Here is a 21,943-nt window from a genome sequence, read left to right as displayed (position 1 = left end):
CCCCGTTTGCCAACTCAACCCAACACAAAAACAACACGGGTGATTCATGACTTCTGCCAACAACCCGCCTCGCGTGGCCGTCACCATCGGCCTGTGTTTCCTCGTCGCCCTGCTCGAAGGTCTCGACCTTCAGGCTGCCGGCATTGCAGCCCCGGGCATGGCCAGTGCCTTCGGTCTGGACAAGCTGCAAATGGGCTGGGTATTCAGTGCCGGCATTCTCGGCCTGCTGCCCGGCGCCCTGGTCGGCGGCTGGCTGGCCGATCGTTTCGGGCGCAAGCGCATCCTGATCGGCTCGGTGGCGCTGTTCGGTCTGTTCTCGCTGGCCACGGCCCATGCCTGGAGCCTGCCCAGCCTGTTGCTGGCGCGGCTGTTCACCGGTGTCGGACTGGGCGCCGCACTTCCCAACCTGATCGCCCTGTGCAGCGAAGCCGCCGGCCAGCGCCTGCGTGGCAGCGCGGTCAGCCTCATGTACTGCGGCGTGCCACTGGGCGCGGCGATCGCCGCCGGTATCGGCATCTTCGGCTATAGCGGCGAGTGGCAAATGGTGTTCCATGTCGGTGGCGCTGGGCCGCTGCTGATCCTCCCACTGCTGGCGCTGTTCCTGCCCGAGTCGGGGCAGTTCCGCGCCACAGCCCAGGCCGAGGATAATCCGAGCCTGCGCCGCGAACTGTTCGGTCAGCCCGCCACTTGGCTGCTGTGGCTGAGCTACTTCTTCACCCTGATGGTGGTGTACATCCTGATCAACTGGCTGCCGAGCCTGCTGGTCGGCCAGGGCTTCAGCAGCCATGACGCCAGCTGGGTGATGTTCGCCCTGCAGATCGGCGCGGCCATCGGTACCCTGATCCTCGGTCAGGTACTCGTGCGCTTGCCGGCCGGCGTTACCGCAGCGCTGGTGTACGTAGGGATTCTCGCCGCCCTGGCTGGGCTTGGGGTGGCCAGCACATTGCCGGGGATGCTGGTCGCCGGCTTCTTCGCCGGTTTCTTCGCCACCGGCGGGCAGGGCGTGCTGTATGCCGTGGCGCCGAATTTCTACTCGGTGCGTGTGCGCGCCACGGGCGTCGGCGCGGCAGTGGCGGTCGGGCGCCTGGGGGCCATGAGCGGCCCACTGGTTGCCGGCCAGATGCTTGCCCTCGGCGCCGGCTCCGCCGGAGTGCTGATGGCCTCGGCACCGGGAGTGGTGATCGCCGCCCTGGCGTTGTTCCGCCTGATTGGTCGCCGCCCGGCCTGATCCTAGCGCCATCCAACCTTTGCTCGCTCCCCTGCTGCTCACGCGGCAGGGCACCCTACAACTACAAGAAAGCGATGTGATCATGCACAAGGCCCCGAAAACCTGCCTGGCCCTGGCCCTGGCCATCGGCCTGCTCTGCGCCAACCCGTCCCACGGTGCCGGCTTCATCGATGACAGCCATGCCGAGCTGGTACTGCGCAACTACTACTTCGACCGCAACTACGTGGGCCAGACCCCGCAGGCGGCTGCCCGCGAATGGGCCCAGGGTTTCATCCTCAACGTCAGCTCCGGTTTCACCGGGGGGCCGGTCGGCTTCGGCCTGGACGCCAAGGGCATGCTCGGCGTCAAGCTCGATTCCTCGCCTGATCGCGCCGGTACCGGCCTGCTGCCGTTCGACCCGGCCACCCGCGAGCCTGCCGACAACTATTCCGAACTGGGCCTGACCGGCAAGATGCGCATCTCGCGCACCGAGCTGCAAGGTGGCACCATCAGCACCTTCCTGCCGATCGCCTTCGCCAGCCCGACCCGGCTGCTGCCGCAGACCTTCCGCGGCGCCTACCTGCGTTCGAGCGACATCGATCGGCTGAGCCTGCACGCCGGCTGGCTCGACCGCATCAACCTGCGCGACTCCACCGACTACCAGAAAATGAGCATCGCCGCCCCCAACGGCCGCTTCAACGGCGCCGCGACCTCAGACCGCTTCGCCTTCATTGGCGGCGACTACGCCTGGTCCGACGCGTTGACCCTGCGTTACTACCATGCCGAGCTGGACCAACTGTATCGCAAGGACTACTTCGGCTTCGTCGACGAGCGCAAGCTTGGGCCTGGCCGCTTGAAGAGCGATTTCCGTCTGTTCGTGGCAGGCGAGGACGGCGCCGCCAAGGCCGGCCCGGTCGACAACCGCAACGCCGCGCTGATGCTCACCTACGCCTGGGCCAGCCACAGCCTGGGCGTCGGCTACATGCAGCTCGATGGCGACACCGCGATGCCCTACCTGTACGGCACCGAGCCGCTGGTGATCACCGAGGGCACGCTCAGCTCCGAGTTCATCAACCCCAAGGAGCGCAGCTGGCAGGTCAAGTTCGACCAGGACTTCGCCCCGTTCGGCGTGCCAGGGCTCAAGGGCATGCTGCGCTACGTACGCGGCGACAACATCGAGCTGGCACGCTTTGGCGGTGGCGGCTTGAGCGAGAGCGAGAAGGACGTGGAGCTGTCGTACACCGTGCAGCAGGGCACGTTCAAGGGCGTGGCGCTGCGCCTGCGCCATGCCTGGTATCGTAACGACTTCCTACCCGGCGCTTCGCACCGTGACGACAACGAGTTGCGGGTCAACGTGGATTACACGATCAAGATCTGGTAGGTAAAATGGATTGTGCATGTGGGAATGCTTGCCGAGCGGATTCGCAATTGGAACTGCATCGCTTGGTCGGATGTGCAGCGCCGGTGGGCGGGGTACTTTCCTGAGGACGAATCGCCATCATGCAATGAAGACCATTGCCTAACCGGTCGGCGAGTTTAGACTATAAAGATGCTTCGAGCTTTTCTTGGATCAGCTTCGATGTATTTTGCAAGGCCCCCAAATAGCGGCGTGCAGCCTGCTCGATCGACATCGCTTTCGCTACGTACACCAAGTTCAAACAGCCCAATAAGCGCTGCTCGGCGAAGACAGGAACGGCAATGGAGGCGATTTTTTCTTCGTAGTTCCAAGCCATGAAGTTTTCCCCATACCCGAGATTTCTGATTTTGCGCAAAACGTTGTCAAGTTGTACAACATTCCGCGCCAACTGAGATTCTTTCTCCTCACGCTCCGCCAATAGGGTAATGATCTGCTCACGCTCAGCGTCGCTGCAGAAGGCGAGGTAGGTGAGTCCTGTTGCCGTTTGCAGAAGAGGCAGGCGGCGTCCGATCATGGAGCGGTGAAATGAAAGGCGGCTGAAACGGTGAGTGGTCTCGCGTACTACCATCGCATCTACATCCAAGGTACAGATGTCAGTCGGCCACACCACTTCCTGTAGCAGCTCCGCCAGCAGCGGTGCGGCGATCGCGCTGATCCATTGTTCATCGCGAAAACCTTCACTCAATTCGCGCACTTTGAGGGTGAGGCGAAAACTGTCATCGGACTCGCTACGGCGCACGTAGCCCTCGTCCTGCAGTGTCTCCAGCAGTCGCCGGACGGTGGTTCGGTGGAGCCCAGTAAGCTCGGCTAGTCGGGTCGGGCTAGCGCCGCCGTCCAGCCGGTTCAAGGCATTGAGCAAAGCCAGTCCGCGGCTTAACCCGCGCACTGTCTTATAGTCGGAGCCTCGATCAATGTTCATTAAAACCTCTTTGAAAATAGGGATGTGCATCTGGTGCACATCTAAGCATTTTTTCATTGTAGGACAATTGACGCGATTCTTATACTCAGCGAACACCAAGCCAATACCCTGTCGGTAATGTCTCTGCGCTTCCTACACTCATCACGTCGCACATGATGTTCTACCCCATTGCGGGATGCGCGACATCACTGCCAGGGTGACATCGTCGTTCAGTGGCTTGCAGTTGATCGTTCATCCAAAAACAAAAAAGGCACGCACCATGAATCGCAGACAAGTCCTCCAATCCATGGCCACCGCCGCAACCGTCGCAGCAGTATCTGGCTTGGCCCCAAACTCTGCCCATGCATCCGAAAGCAGCAAGCCTGCAGGTGTTCGCGCGTCAAAAGAGGCCCGACGCATCGATACCCATCAGCATATCGTTCCACCTTTTTATGGAAAGTGGCTCGAGTCCCGAGGTATTACCGCCGGCGGCTTGCCCATCCCAACCTGGAGTGTCGAGGGCGCCTTGGACCTGATGGACAGCAACGGTATCGCAACCGGCATCCTTTCGGTGTCTACGCCAGGCGTGCACCTTGGAAATGATGCTGAAGCACGCGTGAAAGCCAAAGAGGTCAACGAGTTCTGCGCCGAGATCGTCGACAAGCATCGCGGGCGGTTTGGCTTCTTTGCAACGTTGACGCTGCCGGATGTTGCGGGCGCCGTAGAGCAGGCCGAGTATGCCCTGACCACGTTGAAAGCGGACGGCGTCATCTTGCTGGCAAACGTTCGGGGGACCTACCTCGGGGCGCCCGAATGGGATCCTCTCATGGAGGTATTGAACCGACATCACGCCACCGTGTTCGTCCACCCTTCAGAGTTGCCGGCCAAATCCGTCGACGGGATTCCACCCTATGCTGCGGACTTTCTCCTAGATACAACGCGTGCGGCCCTTAACTTGGCGAAGCGAGGATGCCTCGAACGCTATCCAGAACTGAAGATCATTCTTTCTCATGCAGGCGGGTTCCTTCCCTATGCCGCCGAGCGCATGGCCCGTGTTTGCTCAGACGACGGAAGCACCGAGCGAGGTATCCAGCGGCTGCGCAAGTTCTACTTTGATACCGCGCTGTCCAGTAGCCCTTATGCCTTGCCTGCGTTGCTGGCATTCGCCAATCCGCAGAACATCACCTTCGGCAGCGACTGGCCCTATGCTAACAAGGAGCGTTCGAGTCACTTCACCGGGTTGCTTGATACCTTCGGCTTCACCGAGCAGCAACGCTTGGCTGTCAATCGGGAAAATGCCTTGCGCTTGTTCCCCCGTCTGGCCTGAGTGCGCTGCCAGAGCGTGCGGATGTCCTCGTAAGGGGACATCGGCTCGATGAGCCTCCATTAGAGTTTTTCTGCAGTTTGAACTGCGGCTCAACAACAATAAAAGTGGAGAATCAACGATGCATTGCCCGGATACCACCCCTCGACGTTCGTTGTATTTTGATTACACGGTCTATCCGGCTTATACCGCGGATGTTGGCGTTCCAGCAGCGCGGCGAAGTGCTGTGGTAATCGTGGGGGGCGGCCCCATAGGTCTGGTGCACTCGCTGTATTTGGCCAGCTTCGGTATCGCATCGATTATCGTCGAAGCCGAGCAGCAGGTTTCAGAAGGGAGTCGCGCAATTGTCTTCACCCGACGCTCACTGGAAATTCTCCAGCAGGTGGGTATTGCTCAGCGTGTTACCGAAGCGGGATTGGAGTGGTGCTCTGGTAACTCGTACTATCGCGAACAACGGGTTTTCCGTATGGAGTCGATACGCGATGAGGATGATCGTTTTGCGCCTATGACCAACTTGCAGCAGCCCTGTCTAGAGCAACTCCTCGTCGATGCTGCCACTGAGCATCCCTTGATCGAAATGCGGTGGGGAAACAAAGTCAGCCAAATTCGGCAACAATCAGACCACGCATGCCTGACACTTGAAACACCGGCCGGAAGCTATGAGCTCGAGGCTCAGTGGGTTATTGCCGCCGATGGGGCACGGTCGGCATTGCGTTCACTCCTTGGACTCAAGCTGGAAGGTGCGGCGTACGAGGGGAAGTTTGTGATTGCCGATATCCGTACGCAATTGGACTTGCCTACAGAGCGCCAAGCATTTTTCGATCCGCCCTGGAATCGAGGCAATACCGTGCTGATGCATCGCGAGCCTAAGGATATCTGGCGCATCGATTATCAGCTCCCTTCGCATGAAACAGTAGAGCAAGCTTTGGCACCGGACTCACTGCGCACAAGAATTGATGCCCAATTGCGTTTGATGGGCGTTGAAGATCCACAGTGGGAGCTGGATTGGTCTTCGGTTTATTCTGCAAGGGCACTGACCCTGCCGAGTTACGTCCATAACCGGGTCATCTTCAGTGGCGATGCCGCTCATCTGCTTCCGATCTTTGGTGTACGTGGTGCCAATACCGGGTTTCAGGACAGCAATTGCCTGTGCTGGAAACTAGCAATGGTGATCAAAGGACTAGCATCCAAGAAATTGCTCGACTCGTATGATCAGGAACGTGTCGCTGCTGCATGGGAGATCATCGCCGAGGCGGGCAAGAGCACACGCTTCATGGCCCCCCAGACACCTGGACAGCGTCTACTGAGAGATGCTGTATTGTCACTGTCGCTAAGCCAGGAGTTCGTCAGACCGCTATACCACTGGCGCACGTCCAAACCACATGATTACCGTGACTCGCCACTGAACAGTCAGGCCGATGACGATAGCTTGTTCCGCACAGGCCCTGGCAATGGATCACCATTGCTTAATATCCGCTTTGGTGCTGATGACTATCTGTTCGACCATCTCGGTGCAGGTTTCCATTTGTTGTACTTCACTGACGAGCCCGCCGTTCCCGAGACCGTCATCGCCGAGGTTGAGGCTATTCGCAAAGAGGGAATTCCCATTCAGATCATCGCTATCGGAGTGCAAAGCGGCGTGAAAGGGGCGCAGCTGTCATTACCAGATGCCGAGGGGCGCATCAGGGCGAAGTACGGTATGGGCGCTGGAGGTGGCTATCTAGCACGACCTGACCAACATACCTGTGCCCGATGGCTGGACCTCGGTCGAGCCGATATACATGGGGCTGTGAATTGCGCTTTGGCTAGGCATTGAGGAGGGCGACAATGAGCACGTTGAGCATCTTGGAGCTGGAAACGGTATACGATCACCTTGCAGCCGTCCTGGACCAAGTCCCCGAGGATAAACGCGAGCTTTTTCTCGTAAAGTTGGCTCTGCTCAGTGCTGAAGCACTGGGGGATCCACAACATACTGCCGCGCTTACCGAAACAGCCTTGATCGATCTTTAGGATAATGACTGGTCGCTGTACGCAGGCTTCTTCACATAGCAACTGGCCTGCCTGCAAGGGCTTGAGGGGAGTTCGGCAAGATGGACTATTGGCAACTGAGGCGATTCGAGGCTGGCCTGAACATCAGCAGTGCCCATGCAGCCAAAATGCTTGCTCGTGTGGGGCCGGCCCACGGCCGCTCACTTGCGATGGACCTTTTGAGGCTGGCGGGCAAAAGTGTGGCGCTGGCTCAATGCACAATTTTCACCTACAGCGACGGACGAAACCCAGAGCTACTTTCATTCGCCGACCATGGACGCAATGTCGAGCTTGCCCGAGTTTCGGATATTTACACACAGCGTTTCTTCAGCCGCGACGGTAATCGACAAGCTATGGCGGCGCTCGGTGCCAGTCAGTGCATCATCGTTCAACGCCAATCGATCGAGGACATCGTTGACCCTCGTTATCGCCGCGTCTGCTACGAGCAGCCGAGGATCAGCGAGCGTTTGGCGCTGCTGTCGACCTGCAGTAGCGAGCGATGGTTATCGGTAAATTTCTACCGCGGGCGAGAGCATGGCTCATTGTCTTCCGGGGAAATCGATCATATCGAGGCTTTGGCACCCTTGGCTATGCAAGTCGTACGCCTCCACCATCAAGCACACCTGCAGGTCCAGGAGATGCCCTCCATTCTGGCAGAGCGGGTTGCACGCTTATGCCCAGATCTTACTGCGAGAGACAAACTGTTGCTGCGGCTGATGCTTGGCGGCAGCGATTCGATAGATATCGCGCATCGGATTGGCGTGCAGCCGTCGAGTGCTGCCACGTATATCAAGCGGCTTTATCGCAAAGTCGGTGTGAGCGGTTTGCGAGAATTACTCGCAGTGGCTACCCAGCCCTAGCCTGGCGCCGTCGGCACATTCTAGTAAGCCGATCGCTTCAAAAACAACGTCAACCAAGGTTGACATTATGCTAAAAATTGAACACGCTGCACATTGTCAATCAGTGTTGACAATGTGGCCAGCCGTGGACACGAAAGTCTGCTATGGCATGGCCATCCCTCAGTCCCATTTGGAGCATGTGGTCGATGCAGGAGCCATCACTTAGCCTGGCGGACAACCCAGACAGGCATTTCATCGAGCGGTTCATCGCAGATGGCGCGCGGGACCTGCCGGTACCGGGCAGCCCGCTCGCACGTCAGTTGTACATGCGTCTGCTGCGCGCATCACACGGTGCGGTGGACGCGTCATTTCAGATCGGCATGGATTTTACTCAAGGTGGAGGGGTCATTCAGGGCGGCATCGTAGCGGCGATGCTGGATTTTGGCCTGGCCTTTGCCGCCTTATCAGTTCTCGACACCGGCCGCACTGCGGTGACTACGTCCCTCAATGTCAACTATCTCAGGCCTGCTTCAACGGGGCTTTACCATGTTCACGCAGTTCTGGAAAAGCAGGGTCGTACGCTGATCTACGCCAGCGCCAAGTTGTTGGATGCCAATGAAAGGCCCATCGCCATAGCCAGTTCTCCCATGGCAATCGTGTCGATGTAGTCGTGTCACTGTCTGGACGGCGGTGGCCGTCACTCGGAGAGCCCATGAATAAAAACAATAGTTTTGTCGTTCCGAAATGCCTATCCCCTGTTTCTGAGTTCGGCCAACCGGAAGCGGTCGACGTGCCCTCGCATCACCTGCTGGCGAGTCACGTTTCCCGCCATCCAAGCCTGCCTGTTACCCCTGTTCAAGATGGGCTGGCAATCAATGCCAAACGATATCCGAATAAGCTTGCCATTGAATTCTACGGGCAGGCGATATCATACCGGAGCCTGCAGGAACGGGTCCTGCGGTTGGCGGGATTCCTGGCGGAAAATCTTGCTGTGAAACCGGGTGATCGGGTGTTGGTGGATATGCAGAATAGTCCATCGTTCGTTGTCGCATTCTACGCGGTCCTGGCTGCGGATGCTGTTGTAGTGCCTGTCAATCCAATGAACCTGGAGGCGGAACTGCGATGGTTGATTGAGGATAGCGGAGCCAGAGTCGTGATTGCCGCGCAGGACATTGCCGGGGCATTCAGCGCACTGCTCGAACAAGACGTTTTCGATCATCTAGTGATGGCATGCTACAGCGATGATTTGCCTGTTACCTGCAAAGAATCAATCGCCGACTTCCTCACCGCGCCACGCCAAGAGTCATTTTCGCCAGCGGTCAGCACCTTGGCTCAGGCCTATGAACACCCTCGACTCAAGCGTGAAGCTTCACGCAGAGGTGAGGACCTGGCAATGCTGGTCTACACATCCGGCACGACAGGCCATCCTAAGGGCTGCATGCTCAGTCATCGTGCGGTCAATGCGCAACTAGTAGCGCTTGAGCACTGGAACCATTGGTCGTGTGACGCCGTGGTATTGGCCACTGCGCCGTTCTTCCACGTGACTGGCCTTTGCGGATCCATGTTGCTGCCATTGTCACTGGGTGCATCAATGGTGATCTTGCCCCGCTGGGATCGAAGCGTTGCAATGGACTGGATTGAGTCCCGTGGCATCACGCACTGGACTGCCATACCTACGATGGTCATCGATTTACTGGGCTTGGATGGCATTGAACAGCGCGACTTTTCCTCACTGCAGCTTATCGGAGGGGGCGGAACCGCAATGCCGAATGCGGTTGCGAAGCGCCTTCAGACTCTGACTGGGCTCTCATATCAGGAGGGCTGGGGCATGTCCGAAGTGTGCGGAGCCATTCATCTGAATCCGCCCGGGGCAGTAAAACCTCAATGCCTGGGTATTGCGATGTTCGATGTGGATACCCGAATCATTGACATCGATCGCGGGGCAGAGCTCTTCGACGGCGAACAAGGCGAGATCGTGACGCGTTGCCCAACCCTGTTCAGCGGTTATTGGAACAATCCTCAAGCGACTCTTGAAGCCCTGATTGAGCTCGACGGCCGTCTGTTCCTGCGAACTGGTGATATCGGCGCCTTTGACCGTCAGGGGTATCTGTTCATGGCCGAGCGTCTTAAACGCATGATCAATGTGAGCGGATACAAGGTATGGCCAAGCGAAGTCGAGAATATACTTTATCAACATCCGGCCATCCAGGAAGCGTGCGTAATTGCCGCACGATCATCCGACGGCCGCGAGACGGTGAAGGCGTTGGTAGTGCTTAGATCTTCGGCTCTCGAACCACTGGATGCCGAACGGCTCATGAACTGGTCACGTCAGCAGATGGCGGCCTACAAAATCCCCCGATTGGTAGAGTTCGTCGATTCGTTACCGAAGTCGGCAACTGGCAAAATTCAATGGCGGGCGTTGCAAAACCAGGAGAATCATCAATGACCCATTACGCTCCGCCTTTGGCAGATCTGCGATTTGTCATGGAAAACCTGCTAGATCTGGATCGCTTGTGCGAGCTCGAAGCCTTCGAAGGGTTAGACGCCAGTCTAATGGCCGCCGTGTGCGAGGAGGCCGGAAAGTTTGCGGCCGGAGTATTGGCCCCGTTGAACCAGGCTGCAGATCGAGAGGGAGTGCATTGGAGCCCGAACGGTGTAAAGACCGCCCAGGGCTTTGCTCAGGCTTACAAGCAGTTTATCGAAGCAGGCTGGAACAATGTTGCGGTACCCACCAAGCATGGTGGTCAGGGTTTACCTTGCATTGCAGCCTCGGCGATTAGCGAGATGTTCATGTCCGCCAATAAAGCCTTCGCCATGTGCCCCGGCCTTACCTTGGGTGCTATCGAAGCACTGACGGCTTGTGCCAGTGAAGAATTGCAAACCCGTTATTTGCCCTTCTTGGTCAGTGGTAGATGGAGCGGTACGATGAATCTGACCGAACCACAAGCGGGCTCAGACGTCGGAGCCATTCGGTGTCGAGCGGCACCGGACGGGAAGGGGGCCTATCGTTTGGTCGGCCAAAAGATCTTCATCTCTTGGGGGGACCAGGATCTTACCGATAATATTCTGCACCTTGTACTGGCGCGCCTGCCGGACGCCCCGGCGGGAGTTAAAGGTATTTCGTTGTTCATGGTTCCCAAGTATCTGGTCAACGATGATGGGAGCCTTGGGCCTCGTAACGACGTGCGCTGTGTGTCGGTGGAACACAAGATGGGAATTCATGCCAGCCCTACCTGCATGATGGCCTATGGTGACGAAGGCGGTGCATTTGGGGTGTTGGTAGGTGAGCCCAACCGTGGGCTGGAAGCGATGTTTGTGATGATGAACATGGCCAGGCTCACGGTGGGAATCGAAGCGGTAGGTCTATCTGAACGCGCCTATCAACAGGCTGTAGCCTATGCACGGCAACGTCATCAAGGTAGCGACCTGCATGGCAATCGTAATGTGCCTATCATTCGACACCCCGATGTCCGTCGCATGCTAATGCGAATGAAGGCCCAGACCGAAGCGATGCGAGCTGTTGCATTGGTGATCGCCCAGGCGCAGGACTTGTCCGAGCACCATCCGGATAGGGACGAGCGCAAGAATCAACTGGCTTTCATCGAGTTGATGACGCCCGTGTTCAAGGGGTGGGCGACCGAGACAAGCCTGGAGGTCACCTCGCTGGCAGTGCAGGTCCATGGCGGCATGGGCTTCGTCGAAGAAACCGGTGTTTCTCAACATTACCGAGACGCACGGATCGGTACCATATACGAGGGTACGACGGCGATCCAAGCCAACGACCTGATTATTCGCAAGCTTATGCGCGATGGAACAGGGCAGTTCGAGTTGCTCATCAACACGATGCGCAAGGTTGCTGAAACCTTAGGGGCGGAAGACGTATTGGGTGGACGGCTTTCAGAATCTGTCGCCCATCTCGAGGAGGCCGCACGGCATGTTCGTCAATTGTTCGGTAGTGATCCGGAGCAAGTACTCGCCATCGCCGTTCCTTTCCTGATGCTTTTTGGTCGAGTGGCCGGTGGCTGGCAGTGGGGACGCATGGTAATTGCTGCCAGGCAGAAGGTTCTGTGCAACGAAGATCCAGCGTTCATGCAAGCCAAATTGCAGGTAGGAGAGTTCTATGCCGAACACATCCTGGTGGAAGTTCATGGCTTGGCGCGTACGGTCTTGATGGCGCGCTGCCCGTCTTTGGCGGTGGATGACGTGTTGTTCTAAGCACCACGGGTGTACTGAATATCGTGCATTGAGAGAAAAGCCCGTCACTCGCCTGAGGCGGGCTTTTCTATTCCGGCTTACCAGAGCTTGATAGCGTATTCGATATTCAGTCGCGTCTGATTGATGTCGCGAGAAAATGTGCTGTGGTAGGAAGAGTTGCGGGCAATGAACCCCAGACCGGCCAGTGGGCCGCTCTGAATCACGTAGCCTAATTGGACAAAGCGCTCGCTCTCATGGCCCCTTTCATCTCCTGTCGCTGGCACGAGTATGTTGTTGCCTCGAAGGTAGCGGAACCGGACATTCAGTCCGGGAATGCCGGCAGCAGCGAAGTCATATTGGTAGTTGAATTGCCAGTTGTGTTCGTCACGGTTAACCATATCGCTGACCAGCGCGCCCTCGCTGTGGACGCTCAGCACTGTGCCGGAAATGCCAGGCATGCCAGTAGCGCCTGATACTTCGTAGTAGCCTAGACCCAGGGTATGGCCGCCTACACGCCAGTTGCTCATCAACCCTAGGTATCGGCTGTCAACCTTGCCTGCAAGTGACTGCCCTGAATCCTTGCTGTCGTAGTATCGAATGTCATGTAACAGTTGCCCTACTGGCAGTGCTTGAGTGATTAAGGCACCCAAGTAGTGTTGCTGGTAGATATCGTCAAGCCTCCCCGTGTAGTAACTCAATTTGACTGCCTTGGTTGGCGCATAATCCACGCCTGCGTAATCGAACCTTTCCGACTCGGCGGCTTTGGCGAAACGGCCAAAGGGCGATGCCATTTTCATTTTCTCGAAGCGATCATCATCGCGCCCCATCACGCGGTCGAACCGCGCAGCGGTTAGTGTCCAGTCGCTCCATTCACGCGAGGTGAGTTCGCTGCCTCTAAATACCGGAGAAAAGAGGCGCACCGGCGGCGTAATCAGCACTGGAACCATGGGGGTATGACCGCCAACTCGCAGTTCGGTCTTCGACAATCGTGCCTTCGCCGTAGCGTAGCCTTTGCTATACCCAGACTGGGCTCTCCCTTCATCAGTGCGTTTAAGCAAACCGGTACCGCTGCGGTCTGGCGCTGAGTCTAGTCGCAGCGCTGTCATGCCTGTGATGTCGACCCCTAAGGCAAATGGCGTATCTGTGTAGCCGGAACGGATATCCAGAATGGCGCCTTGTGCCCATTCACGTTGGTGCGATACCGGTTGCCCAGGTGTACGGGTGTTACGGTAGTCCGAGTCGAAAAAGTAATTGCGCAAGCGCAGGTTAGAAGTGCTGTCCGCGATCACATCCGCGCCGGCAGTCGAGGGAATGATGAGCGCACAAAGAGCAGCGACACAGAAGCCGTGAGATTTCATCGGTGGCCTAATTATCTTTTTTATTGGCGAACGAGCCCCCGCGTCGGGTATGCCGACGCGCGAGGCCAATCAGTGACAAACGATGGTGTTCAGGCGGCGGCGGTGGCCGGCTGTGGTTTGCGCAGCATGAATACGGCGAGCAGAGCGGCTACCAGGGTGCAGGGTATGGCGGCAACTATTACGGCACTACTACCGATACCCTGAAGTAGCATGTAGCCCACCAGCAATGGTCCAACCATGGCTCCCAAGCGTCCCGAAGCCACTGCAAATCCCAGCCCGGTGGAGCGTATTTCGCTTGGATACACCAAGGTGGCAAGGGTGTAGAGCACCAGTTGACCACCAATGGTGAAGAATCCAGCTAGACCGCCTGCGACCAACAGCAGTGGAAAGCTTGCCGCCAGGCACAGGGCCAACAAGGAGAGAATCATTCCTGCATACATGAGGCGCACAACGTGTTCGGCTTTCCAGTGATCCAGCAGGCTGCCTAAAATCACCGATCCCGCAGCAGCGCCGAAGCTAAAGGCGGTTTGCACCCAAGTCGCCTGATCATGCTCAAGCCCTTGCTTGATCAGCAGACTGGGTAGCCAGTTGAGCAGAATGTAGACCACCATCAAGGTGAAGAAAAACACCACCCACATCAAAAGTGTGGTCCCTGAGCGGCGCGGGCCGAAAAGCGACTTGATCAACGAGCCAGTGCTGTCCGCCAAGAGCAGCACACGATTGCGTACGAAGGCGGGTGATTCTGGTAGCAGCGCATACAGAGCTGGCACCAACAGCAGTGGGGCGATACCGCCAACGTAGAAAACTGTCCGCCAGTTTCCTCCAATGCTCTCCATTCCCAATACTGTCGCCAGTGCTCCGCCCAAGGGCATACCGCAAAACATCAAGCTGACGGCGCGACCACGGTATCGCTCGCTGGCTGCTTCTGCTGTGAGTGCGATGACTGTCGGCAACGCGGCACCCAAACCGACACCGGTGAGAAGGCGAGCGATGATCAGGGTCGGCAGATTCCAGGCGTAGGCAGTAAACAATGAGCAGGTCCCGAAAATCGTGATAGCCCCTAGCAGCACGGTACGCCGTCCATAGCGGTCTGCGAGTACCCCACCAAACAATGACCCGGGCATCAGTCCCAGGATGCCGGCGCTGAATATTGCACCTAAATCTTGGGGTGATAGCCCAAGGTCCAGGCGCATTCCAGCTGCTGCAATACCTGCCGATTGTAAATCCAGACCTTCAAATAGAGCGATGCAAAAGCACAATGTAATGGTCAGCCGCGAACGGGCAGACGAAGATGGTTTGCTCATGAAACGATCCTGTTTTTGTGGGAGTTGTAAGGATGTTCATTCAGGGCAGATGGCTGCCTCAGGCGCGATCTGTCAACCTGCGGTGACAAATATCGTTGCGCGGAGCATTTTTGTCAACATAGGTTGACGTGATTTGAATGGCAGGGCGACAGCCGTCCCTCGCCTCGGCCACGGCGAGACTGGCGGTTACCAGCCATCGCTGAGGAGTCGTTTGAGCGTGTCCAAGTTCTCTTGCCCGATTCGTTCGGCTAAATCTTTTTCGATTTTTTCGAGATTACGAGTAGCAGCCGCAGACATGGCAAAACCATGTGACGTGAAGCCTACCAACTTCACGCGTTTATCTTCGGGGCTATCCACCAGTTCGACCAGATCCATGCGCACCGCTTCGTTCACCAGCTTGTGAACTGCCTGGCGAGAAATCGCCAGCTGCCTAGCTAGTACCGAGATACCGATGGGTTGGCGTTTCATCAGACCAAATAACCGACTCATCGCAGGCGTGACGTGTTCATAGCCACTGGCCTCGGCCATGTCGTACAGACGTGTTTCGATCCAATCCTGTTTCGCGCTCAGCAACTGGCGCAGAAATACCTTAGGTGTGGAAGGTTCCGCGTGGGGCAGAGGGACGGCGGTTGCGGTCGAGGTTTTCTTGGGTGGCGACACGATTTCTTCTCAAGCGTGGTTGACAGCCAATCTTAGGTAAGTCTAGTCTTTCCGTCAATGTCAACTAAGGTTGACGAAGTGTGGGTTTTGCAGCTCTCGACTATCGCGATTCATTGAACAATAAAAGGTAGAGCATGACGAGATATGTAGCTCCTTTGCGGGACATGCAGTTTGTCATCCATGAGCTTGTTGGGTTACAGCGCACTGCGAGTCTGATGTTGGGCGGCAATCTATGCAGTGATACTGTTGATATGTTGCTCGACGAAGCAGCTCGCTTTTCTCAAGAGGTCATTGCGCCGCTGAATGCCACTGGCGACAGGGATGGGGCTCATTGGGTAGACGGCGATGTGGTCACGCCGCCAGGTTTCAAGCATGCCTATCAGCAGTATGTGGAGAAAGGCTGGAATGCCCTTCGCTGCGACCCACAGTACGGAGGGCACGGCATTTGCCACTTGGCCGCGATTGCGGTAGAGGAGATGCTGGTTTCAGCCAATCTCTCCTTCGCGTTGATCCAGGCCTTGAACATGGGGGCGGTCGAAGCTTTGCAGTTAAGTGCCAGTGCCCGAATCAAAGACCGCTTCCTGGCGGAGTTGGTCGCAGGCAATTGGACCGGAACCATGAACCTTACCGAGCCTCAGGCAGGTTCGGACCTCGGTGCTATCCGGACTCGGGCAGTAGCGGAGGGTGAGCACTTCCGGCTATACGGTCAGAAGACTTTCATCACCTACGGGGATCACGACCTAGCGGAAAACATCTTGCACTTGGTGCTGGCCAGAACGCCTGGCGCACCGGCGGGAACCCGCGGTCTATCGCTGTTTCTGGTGCCCAAGTATTTGGTCAATGACGATGGCAGCCTGGGTGATCGTAATGACGTCAGTTGCATCTCGATAGAGCACAAACTGGGTCTTCATGCTTGTCCGACCGCAACCCTGTCATTCGGAGATGATCGAGGTGCGATCGGTTATCTGATCGGAGACCTGAACGCCGGTCTGAGGTACATGTTCATCATGATGAACTTGTCGCGACTCAATTCGGCCTTGCAGGGACCGGCACTGGGCGAGCGCGCATATCAACAGGCGTTGAACTACGCCCGCACACGTATCCAGGGCAGCAACTCTGTGGGCCAACCGGTCGCAATAATCGAGCACGCGGATATTAAACGCATGCTGTTGATGATGACTGCGCAGAATGAGGCAATGCGGGCGTTGGTCTATTGCGCAGCGGAACGCCTGGACGCCGCTACCCGAAAGCCCCGGGAAGAGGGGAGCGAGCAAGAGTTGCGCCGTGCCGAGCTACTCACCCCAGTCGCTAAAGGCTGGTGTACTGAAGTGGGACAGGAAGTCGTATCACTTGGCATACAGGTGCATGGCGGGATGGGCTACATCGAAGAAACCGGTGCAGCACAGCACCTGCGGGACATGCGCATTGCCAGTATTTACGAAGGCACCACTGGTATCCAGGCCAGCGACCTGCTGTTACGCAAAGTCGTCAGCGATAGTGGGGCGGTTTTGATGACCCTTCTGAACGAAATGCATGAGGCTGTGGACGCGCTAGAGGAGAAGGGCAACCCGACAGGTGGGGCGATCGCGTTTGCCGCGCGTGCTGCTATTTTGCAGTTCGCCCACAGTATCGAACATCTGCTGAGTCAGGAACGCGCCCCTCAATCTGCACTGGCAGTGCCGTTCTTGATGCAATTCGGTTACCTGTGCGGTAGCTGGATGATGGTACGCAGCGCCGCGATATCTTGCGAAAAGATTATGAGAGAAACGGTGCCTGAGCCGTTCTATGCAGCCAAGCTGCGAACTGCCTTGTTCTATATCGAGCACGTCTTGCCGAGGGCATCGGCATATGCCACCACCGTGAGCAGTAGCGCTCGTTGCGTGCTGGATTTCGAGCCTGGCTTGGTTTGAATGCACTGAAAATCCCTACCTAAAGGACCTATTCAGAATGAACGCACCCTATGAGTTGCGAGGCGATGGCGTGGCCGTCATTTGCCTAGACAACCCTCCAGTCAATAGTTTGGCCTTAAAAATTCGCAAAGCTTTGTTCAAAGCGATTAGCGATGCTCAGGAGGACTCCCGAGTAGTAGCGTTGGTGATCTCGGGCAGCGGTGATGGATTCAGCGCTGGTGGTGATCTGGTTGAGTTTGCAGGTAATGAAACCTTCGCTGCCCCAGAGCTATCGAGCATGTTGATCGGTTGCATTGAGACATCGGCCAAGCCGATCGTAGCAGCCATGCATGGTTTTGCACTGGGTGGAGGACTGGAACTGGCTTTGGCCTGTCATGGTCGAGTGGCAGACCCGACATGCAAAGTGGGGTTGCCGGAAACGACTCTCGGCTTGCTTCCAGGCGCGGGCGGTACTCAGCGCTTGCCGCGGGCAGTAGGGTTGGAGCAGGCGACCAATCTGATTATCAATGGCACGGTATTGGCCGCGTCTGCGCTGGCTGAATCATCACTCTTCGATGCGCTCAGCGAAACGACCGTGGAGCGTGCAGCGCAATTGGCATTGCAGTTGGTTGCTCGGGGTGCTCCGTGGCCTCTGCTGCGTCATCAGAGGGTTAACCATTCCAACCCTGAAGGTTTTCTGGCTTTCGCCAGGCAGCAGGCGAAGGCCAGCCGGCATTCCAATTCCGCAATCCCCCTGGCCCTGGACGCCCTGGGTCTGAGCGTAGGGACGGACTTCGATAGCGCCATTGTTCAAGAGCAAGGGCTTTTTCGTAGGCAATTGGCGGATCCGGCATCGCTGGGCATTCGCCACGCATTCCTGGCTGAGCGACTGGCACCAAGATGCGGTGTTGATATGAGCGGCAGTACCCAGGCTATCGATGAAGTTATCGTGATTGGTGCCGGGTTCATGGGAAAGGGTATCGCGACCTGTTTTGTTCGAGCGGGCTACCTCGTCAAGCTCTTTGACAGCGCGCAAGGTACGGCGCAAAAAGCAGTAAGTGAGCTGATGGCTCAGTTGGGCTGTCCGGCAGCGCAATTGACCGCTATCGATAGCTATACAGCAATGGCCTCCGCAGACTTGGTCGTGGAGGCCGCTGCCGAACGATTGGAAGTCAAACAATCCATTTTTGCGGAGCTAGATCGCCACTGCAAAACCGAGGCGATCCTTGCCAGTAACACCTCCAGTCTCGACCTCGACCAAATCGCACGGGCCAGTAATAGACCGGGGCGCGTGTTGGGCTTGCACTTTTTCGGGCCGGCTCAGGTCATGCGGCTTTTGGAAGTGGTGCGAGGTGCAGAAACGGATCAAAGGGTGTTGTCCACCGCATTGGCTGTCGCTAAACGCCTACGCAAAGTGGCAGTAATTGCCAAAGTATGTCGAGGTTTTATTGGCAACCGGCTGTTCGACAGGTATTTGCTGCAGGCATTAGCGCTGGTGAATGAAGGGGTTTCGCCTTATCGCATCGATCAGGCACTGGAACGCTGGGGCATGAAAATGGGGCCCTTCAAAGTAATAGACCTTGTAGGGGTCGATCTTCTGTATGGCGCATGGCAGGGCGTATACGGCCCGCAAGACATTCAACTCCTAGGGCACTTGTGCAAGGCAGACCGCCTGGGGCTGCGTTGTGGCAGGGGTTGGTATCGTCATGAGCGAGGTCGCAAGGCTCAGCCCGACCCTGCGCTCGCCCAGGTGATCACTGCTGCCGATCCGGCCTGCCAGGTAAGCGACGCCCTTATTGTCGACCGCTGCTTGTTGGCACTGGTCAATGAAGGAGCACGCGTGCTTGAAGAAGGCATTGCGCAACGTGCCTCTGACATTGATGTGGTGTTCGTCCTTGGCTATGGATTCCCGGCTGAACGTGGTGGGCCTATGTACTGGGCCAGTACTCAGGGTCTAGCACGTATCGAGCGAACGTTACGGCAATGGGCCAAGGATACTGGAAACGAATTCTGGAGACCGTCCGCCCTGTTGTCCGACTTGGCTCGTGACTTTAAGGATTTCACTCAATCTGCCACACAGCATTAAGGGCCTGATCATGCAACGTGCCGTCATTGTATCCACTGCAAGAACGCCTTTTGCCAAGTCATGGAAGGGCGGCTTCAACATCACTCATGGCGCCGCTCTGGCAGGGCACGTCGTTGCCTCGGCCGTCCAGCGAGCGGGCATTGACCCTGATCTGATTGAGGACGTTGTGCTGGGGTGTGCCAATCCGGAAGGTGCCACCGGAGGTAACCTTGCACGTCAGAGTGCCATTCGTGCAAATCTGCCAGTGACCGTGGCAGGGGTCACGGTCAACCGATTCTGTGCCAGTGGCTTGCAAGCGATCGCTTGGGCAGGCCAGCGCATCATGACCGGTGAGGCCGAAGTGCTGGTCGCCGGGGGCGCGGAGTCCATTTCTTGCGTGCAGAACGAAATGAACCAACACATGGTGCAAGACCCCTGGATTCTCGAACACAAGCCTGAGCTCTATTGGCCCATGGTACGGACTGCAGAAACCGTGGCTCAGCGCTTTAAGATCAGTCGAGAGGCCCAAGATCTATATGGAGTACAGAGCCAAATGCGGGCGTGGGCGGCTCAACAGCAGGGATTGTTCTCGGCCGAGATCGCCCCTATGCGTACACTGGCGGCAGTTATCGACGCCAATGACGGCATGCTGAAAACGCAGGAGGTAAGCGTTGCGCTGGATGAAGGTATCAGGCCTGAGACCCGGCTCGAGGACGTTTCACGCATTCGATCGGCCATCCCAGGCGGTTGCGTCAGCGCTGGAAACGCCAGCCAATTCTCCGATGGTGCCGGTGCATGCGTGATGATGAGTGATCAGCGAGCCGCCACGCTCGGTCTGACTCCACTGGGAATGTTCATCGACTTCGCGGTGATTGGATGCGAGCCAGATGAAATGGGCATCGGCCCCGTTTTTGCTGTTCCACGACTATTGGCAAGGCATGGACTGACAGTCGCTGACGTGGACCTGTGGGAGCTCAATGAAGCCTTTGCAGTGCAGGTGCTGTATTGCAGAGATCGCCTGGGTATCGATGACTCGAAACTGAATGTCAATGGTGGCTCAATTGCATTGGGTCATCCCTACGGGGCAAGTGGAGCGCGAATGATTGGGCACTTGCTCATCGAAGGGAAGCGTCGCGGTGCTCGCTATGCCGTCGCAACTATGTGTATCGGCGGAGGTCAGGGAGCAGCCGCATTGTTCGAGATTACTTAGGCTGTCATCTGACAATCGCCCGATCGTGTCCCGGGAAGTGGTGTAACTCATCATGGCTTTGGCCATTGAGCTTGCCGTTTAGTTGATTACGGCCGACAGCTTGGCCTGTGGATTATCGCTGACGGCCTCAAAGGCCTCTAGCTGCATATACCGCCGTTGCAGGCACCACTCGTCGTTCTGCTCTAGCAGCATCGCCCCTACCAGCCGTGTGATGGCTGGGTCGTTGGGGAAGATGCCCACGACGTCGGTGCGACGCTTGATCTCGGCATTGAGTCGCTCCAGAGGATTGGTGCTGTGCAGTTGCTGTCGGTGCGCCTTGGGAAACGCCATGTGCGCCAGTACTTCATCCTCGCAGCCGTCCATGAGCGTCGCGATCTTGGGGTACTTCTCGCGCAGTTGGTCAGCAACCAGGCGCCACTGCTGGTGGCATTCGGCACGGCTGTCTTGGGCGAAAACCGTGCGCAAAAGCGCCGCCACCATGGTGCGTTGCCCCTTGCCGACATGGGCCATGGCGTTACGCATGAAATGCACGCGGCAGCGCTGCCAGGTCGCGTTGAAGACCTTGGAAACAGCCGCCTTGAGCCCTTCGTGGGCGTCAGAGATGACCAGCTTCACGCCGCGCAGGCCTCGTCGCATGAGGCTTCGCAGGAAGTCCGTCCAGAACGGTTCTGCTTCCGAGGGGCCAACCCGCATGCCCAACACCTCGCGCCCACCATCGGTGTTCACGGCCACGGCGATTATGACCGCGACCGAGACGATTCTCCCTGCCTCCCGCACCTTGACGTACGTAGCGTCGATCCACAGATAGGGCCAATCGCCTTCCAGTGGGCGGTCGAGGAAAGCGTGGACACGTTCATCAATCTCGGCGGCCAGCCGTGACACCTGGCTCTTGGAAATGCCGGTCATGCCCATGGCCTTGACCAGGTCGTCCACCGAACGCGTTGAAACGCCTTGAATGTAGGCTTCCTGGATCACTGCCGCCATGGCCTTCTCTGCAGTACGTCGAGGCTCAAGAAAGCCAGGAAAGTAGCTGCCTTGGCGCAGCTTGGGGATCTTAAGGTCAACGTCACCCGCGCGGGTTTGCCAGAGGCGATCACGGTAGCCGTTGCGGCTGTTTGTCCGGTCTGGGCTTTTGACATCGAAGCCGGCGCCGCACAGGCCTTCGACATCGAACTCCATCATGCGCTGTGCAACGAACTGGATCATTTGCTTGAGCAGATCAGCATCTGCCCCTTTCTCAACCAACTCGGTCAATGCGATAGTGGGCTTGGTCATCGTGGTTTCTCTGGTGAGTGTTTGGTCTTCGCAAACTCAACGTTAGCCAAGAACCACGATGACCATCCTCTTTCGCCCGCAGGGCGCCTTCGGCTGGTTCAGTTACACCACTTCCCGGGACACGATCAATCGCCCTGTTAAGGAAAGCCTAGGATGATGGCACTATGATTGATTTAGAGGTGCGACTACCACGGAGGGGCTACTCGCCAATCTCCATCGGTGTACGTGCGGGCTGCAGTATGGCGCTCTACGAAATGGCTTTCGCACACGACCAG

General features: G+C 57.3%; 17 protein-coding genes. 12 read left to right on the top strand and 5 right to left on the bottom strand.

Translation table 11 applies throughout. From position 1 onward, the window contains the following. Positions 1 to 46: 46 nt before the first annotated feature. Positions 47 to 1,228 carry a 3-(3-hydroxy-phenyl)propionate transporter MhpT gene (mhpT, locus tag ACI2KK_RS13085; protein ID WP_400620611.1) on the top strand — a complete coding sequence of 394 codons (1,182 nt, stop codon included), beginning with the start codon at positions 47 to 49 and terminating at the stop codon, positions 1,226 to 1,228. An 82-nt stretch (positions 1,229 to 1,310) separates the two neighbouring features. Then, a complete protein-coding gene (locus ACI2KK_RS13080) occupies positions 1,311 to 2,588 on the top strand; it encodes an OprD family porin (protein WP_404669206.1) in 1,278 nt (425 codons plus the stop codon). 160 nt (positions 2,589 to 2,748) lie between these two features. Here the strand turns inward: ACI2KK_RS13080 and ACI2KK_RS13075 are convergent, their stop codons facing one another. Further along, a complete protein-coding gene (locus ACI2KK_RS13075; RefSeq protein WP_400620607.1) occupies positions 2,749 to 3,543 on the bottom strand; it encodes a DNA-binding transcriptional regulator in 795 nt (264 codons plus the stop codon). A gap of 175 nt (positions 3,544 to 3,718) precedes the next feature. On the opposite strand from ACI2KK_RS13075, the gene ACI2KK_RS13070 reads away from it, so the two are divergent. From ACI2KK_RS13070 to ACI2KK_RS13040, 7 genes are all read left to right on the top strand, one after another. Then, on the top strand, positions 3,719 to 4,849 hold the full coding sequence (locus tag ACI2KK_RS13070) for an amidohydrolase family protein (protein WP_400620605.1): 1,131 nt from the start codon (positions 3,719 to 3,721) through the stop codon (positions 4,847 to 4,849). A 118-nt stretch (positions 4,850 to 4,967) separates the two neighbouring features. Further along, complete coding sequence (locus ACI2KK_RS13065) at positions 4,968 to 6,662, top strand: FAD-dependent monooxygenase (protein WP_400620603.1); 1,695 nt, start codon at positions 4,968 to 4,970, stop codon at positions 6,660 to 6,662. Positions 6,663 to 6,673: 11 nt separating this feature from the next. Beyond that, a complete protein-coding gene (locus ACI2KK_RS13060) occupies positions 6,674 to 6,856 on the top strand; it encodes a DUF2783 domain-containing protein (RefSeq protein WP_400620600.1) in 183 nt (60 codons plus the stop codon). An 80-nt stretch (positions 6,857 to 6,936) separates the two neighbouring features. After that, positions 6,937 to 7,734 carry a helix-turn-helix transcriptional regulator gene (locus ACI2KK_RS13055; protein WP_400620597.1) on the top strand — a complete coding sequence of 266 codons (798 nt, stop codon included), beginning with the start codon at positions 6,937 to 6,939 and terminating at the stop codon, positions 7,732 to 7,734. Between the two features lie 185 nt (positions 7,735 to 7,919). Next, complete coding sequence (locus tag ACI2KK_RS13050; RefSeq protein WP_404669205.1) at positions 7,920 to 8,381, top strand: PaaI family thioesterase; 462 nt, start codon at positions 7,920 to 7,922, stop codon at positions 8,379 to 8,381. Positions 8,382 to 8,425: 44 nt separating this feature from the next. Further along, positions 8,426 to 10,159 carry a long-chain-fatty-acid--CoA ligase gene (locus ACI2KK_RS13045; RefSeq protein WP_404669204.1) on the top strand — a complete coding sequence of 578 codons (1,734 nt, stop codon included), beginning with the start codon at positions 8,426 to 8,428 and terminating at the stop codon, positions 10,157 to 10,159. Next, entirely contained in the window at positions 10,156 to 11,928 is a 1,773-nt protein-coding gene (locus ACI2KK_RS13040) for an acyl-CoA dehydrogenase (protein ID WP_404669203.1), read from the top strand. Before ACI2KK_RS13045 ends, ACI2KK_RS13040 begins: the two co-directional genes overlap by 4 nt. A gap of 77 nt (positions 11,929 to 12,005) precedes the next feature. Here the strand turns inward: ACI2KK_RS13040 and ACI2KK_RS13035 are convergent, their stop codons facing one another. From ACI2KK_RS13035 to ACI2KK_RS13025, 3 genes are all read right to left on the bottom strand, one after another. Next, positions 12,006 to 13,265, bottom strand: a complete 1,260-nt coding sequence (locus ACI2KK_RS13035; protein ID WP_400620585.1) for an OprD family outer membrane porin — start codon at positions 13,263 to 13,265, stop codon at positions 12,006 to 12,008. An 89-nt stretch (positions 13,266 to 13,354) separates the two neighbouring features. Next, positions 13,355 to 14,569, bottom strand: coding sequence for a 3-(3-hydroxy-phenyl)propionate transporter MhpT (gene mhpT / locus ACI2KK_RS13030; RefSeq protein ID WP_400620581.1), 1,215 nt, complete (start codon positions 14,567 to 14,569; stop codon positions 13,355 to 13,357). A 186-nt stretch (positions 14,570 to 14,755) separates the two neighbouring features. Then, entirely contained in the window at positions 14,756 to 15,229 is a 474-nt protein-coding gene (locus tag ACI2KK_RS13025) for a MarR family winged helix-turn-helix transcriptional regulator (RefSeq protein ID WP_400620579.1), read from the bottom strand. Positions 15,230 to 15,363: 134 nt separating this feature from the next. Between ACI2KK_RS13025 and ACI2KK_RS13020 the strand changes: the two genes are divergently transcribed. The 3 genes from ACI2KK_RS13020 to ACI2KK_RS13010 are packed head-to-tail and all read left to right on the top strand — an operon-like array spanning position 15,364 to position 20,393. Further along, a complete protein-coding gene (locus tag ACI2KK_RS13020; RefSeq protein WP_400620576.1) occupies positions 15,364 to 17,139 on the top strand; it encodes an acyl-CoA dehydrogenase in 1,776 nt (591 codons plus the stop codon). 37 nt (positions 17,140 to 17,176) lie between these two features. Continuing rightward, on the top strand, positions 17,177 to 19,204 hold the full coding sequence (locus ACI2KK_RS13015) for a 3-hydroxyacyl-CoA dehydrogenase NAD-binding domain-containing protein (RefSeq protein ID WP_400620573.1): 2,028 nt from the start codon (positions 17,177 to 17,179) through the stop codon (positions 19,202 to 19,204). 10 nt (positions 19,205 to 19,214) lie between these two features. Beyond that, positions 19,215 to 20,393, top strand: coding sequence for an acetyl-CoA C-acyltransferase (locus ACI2KK_RS13010; RefSeq protein ID WP_404669202.1), 1,179 nt, complete (start codon positions 19,215 to 19,217; stop codon positions 20,391 to 20,393). A gap of 78 nt (positions 20,394 to 20,471) precedes the next feature. Here ACI2KK_RS13010 and ACI2KK_RS13005 read toward each other — a convergent pair whose 3' ends face one another. Next, positions 20,472 to 21,668, bottom strand: coding sequence for an IS256 family transposase (locus ACI2KK_RS13005; RefSeq protein ID WP_212628863.1), 1,197 nt, complete (start codon positions 21,666 to 21,668; stop codon positions 20,472 to 20,474). Positions 21,669 to 21,943: the final 275 nt, after the last annotated feature.

Source organism: Pseudomonas sp. NPDC089406, from assembly GCF_044900265.1.
Lineage (GTDB): Bacteria > Pseudomonadota > Gammaproteobacteria > Pseudomonadales > Pseudomonadaceae > Aquipseudomonas > Aquipseudomonas fakonensis.
Note: the sequence above shows the minus strand (reverse complement) of the source record. Positions and strands in the feature narration are given on the sequence as shown.

Excerpts from the sequence above, each read along its gene's own strand:
- mhpT (WP_400620611.1), top strand. The coding sequence starts at position 47 with ATGACTTCTGCCAACAACCCGCCTCGCGTGGCCGTCACCATCGGCCTG.
- ACI2KK_RS13080 (WP_404669206.1), top strand. The coding sequence starts at position 1,311 with ATGCACAAGGCCCCGAAAACCTGCCTGGCCCTGGCCCTGGCCATCGGC.
- ACI2KK_RS13075 (WP_400620607.1), bottom strand. The coding sequence starts at position 3,543 with ATGAACATTGATCGAGGCTCCGACTATAAGACAGTGCGCGGGTTAAGC.
- ACI2KK_RS13070 (WP_400620605.1), top strand. The coding sequence starts at position 3,719 with ATGCGCGACATCACTGCCAGGGTGACATCGTCGTTCAGTGGCTTGCAG.
- ACI2KK_RS13065 (WP_400620603.1), top strand. The coding sequence starts at position 4,968 with ATGCATTGCCCGGATACCACCCCTCGACGTTCGTTGTATTTTGATTAC.
- ACI2KK_RS13060 (WP_400620600.1), top strand. The coding sequence starts at position 6,674 with ATGAGCACGTTGAGCATCTTGGAGCTGGAAACGGTATACGATCACCTT.
- ACI2KK_RS13055 (WP_400620597.1), top strand. The coding sequence starts at position 6,937 with ATGGACTATTGGCAACTGAGGCGATTCGAGGCTGGCCTGAACATCAGC.
- ACI2KK_RS13050 (WP_404669205.1), top strand. The coding sequence starts at position 7,920 with ATGCAGGAGCCATCACTTAGCCTGGCGGACAACCCAGACAGGCATTTC.
- ACI2KK_RS13045 (WP_404669204.1), top strand. The coding sequence starts at position 8,426 with ATGAATAAAAACAATAGTTTTGTCGTTCCGAAATGCCTATCCCCTGTT.
- ACI2KK_RS13040 (WP_404669203.1), top strand. The coding sequence starts at position 10,156 with ATGACCCATTACGCTCCGCCTTTGGCAGATCTGCGATTTGTCATGGAA.
- ACI2KK_RS13035 (WP_400620585.1), bottom strand. The coding sequence starts at position 13,265 with ATGAAATCTCACGGCTTCTGTGTCGCTGCTCTTTGTGCGCTCATCATT.
- mhpT (WP_400620581.1), bottom strand. The coding sequence starts at position 14,569 with ATGAGCAAACCATCTTCGTCTGCCCGTTCGCGGCTGACCATTACATTG.
- ACI2KK_RS13020 (WP_400620576.1), top strand. The coding sequence starts at position 15,364 with ATGACGAGATATGTAGCTCCTTTGCGGGACATGCAGTTTGTCATCCAT.
- ACI2KK_RS13015 (WP_400620573.1), top strand. The coding sequence starts at position 17,177 with ATGAACGCACCCTATGAGTTGCGAGGCGATGGCGTGGCCGTCATTTGC.
- ACI2KK_RS13010 (WP_404669202.1), top strand. The coding sequence starts at position 19,215 with ATGCAACGTGCCGTCATTGTATCCACTGCAAGAACGCCTTTTGCCAAG.
- ACI2KK_RS13005 (WP_212628863.1), bottom strand. The coding sequence starts at position 21,668 with ATGACCAAGCCCACTATCGCATTGACCGAGTTGGTTGAGAAAGGGGCA.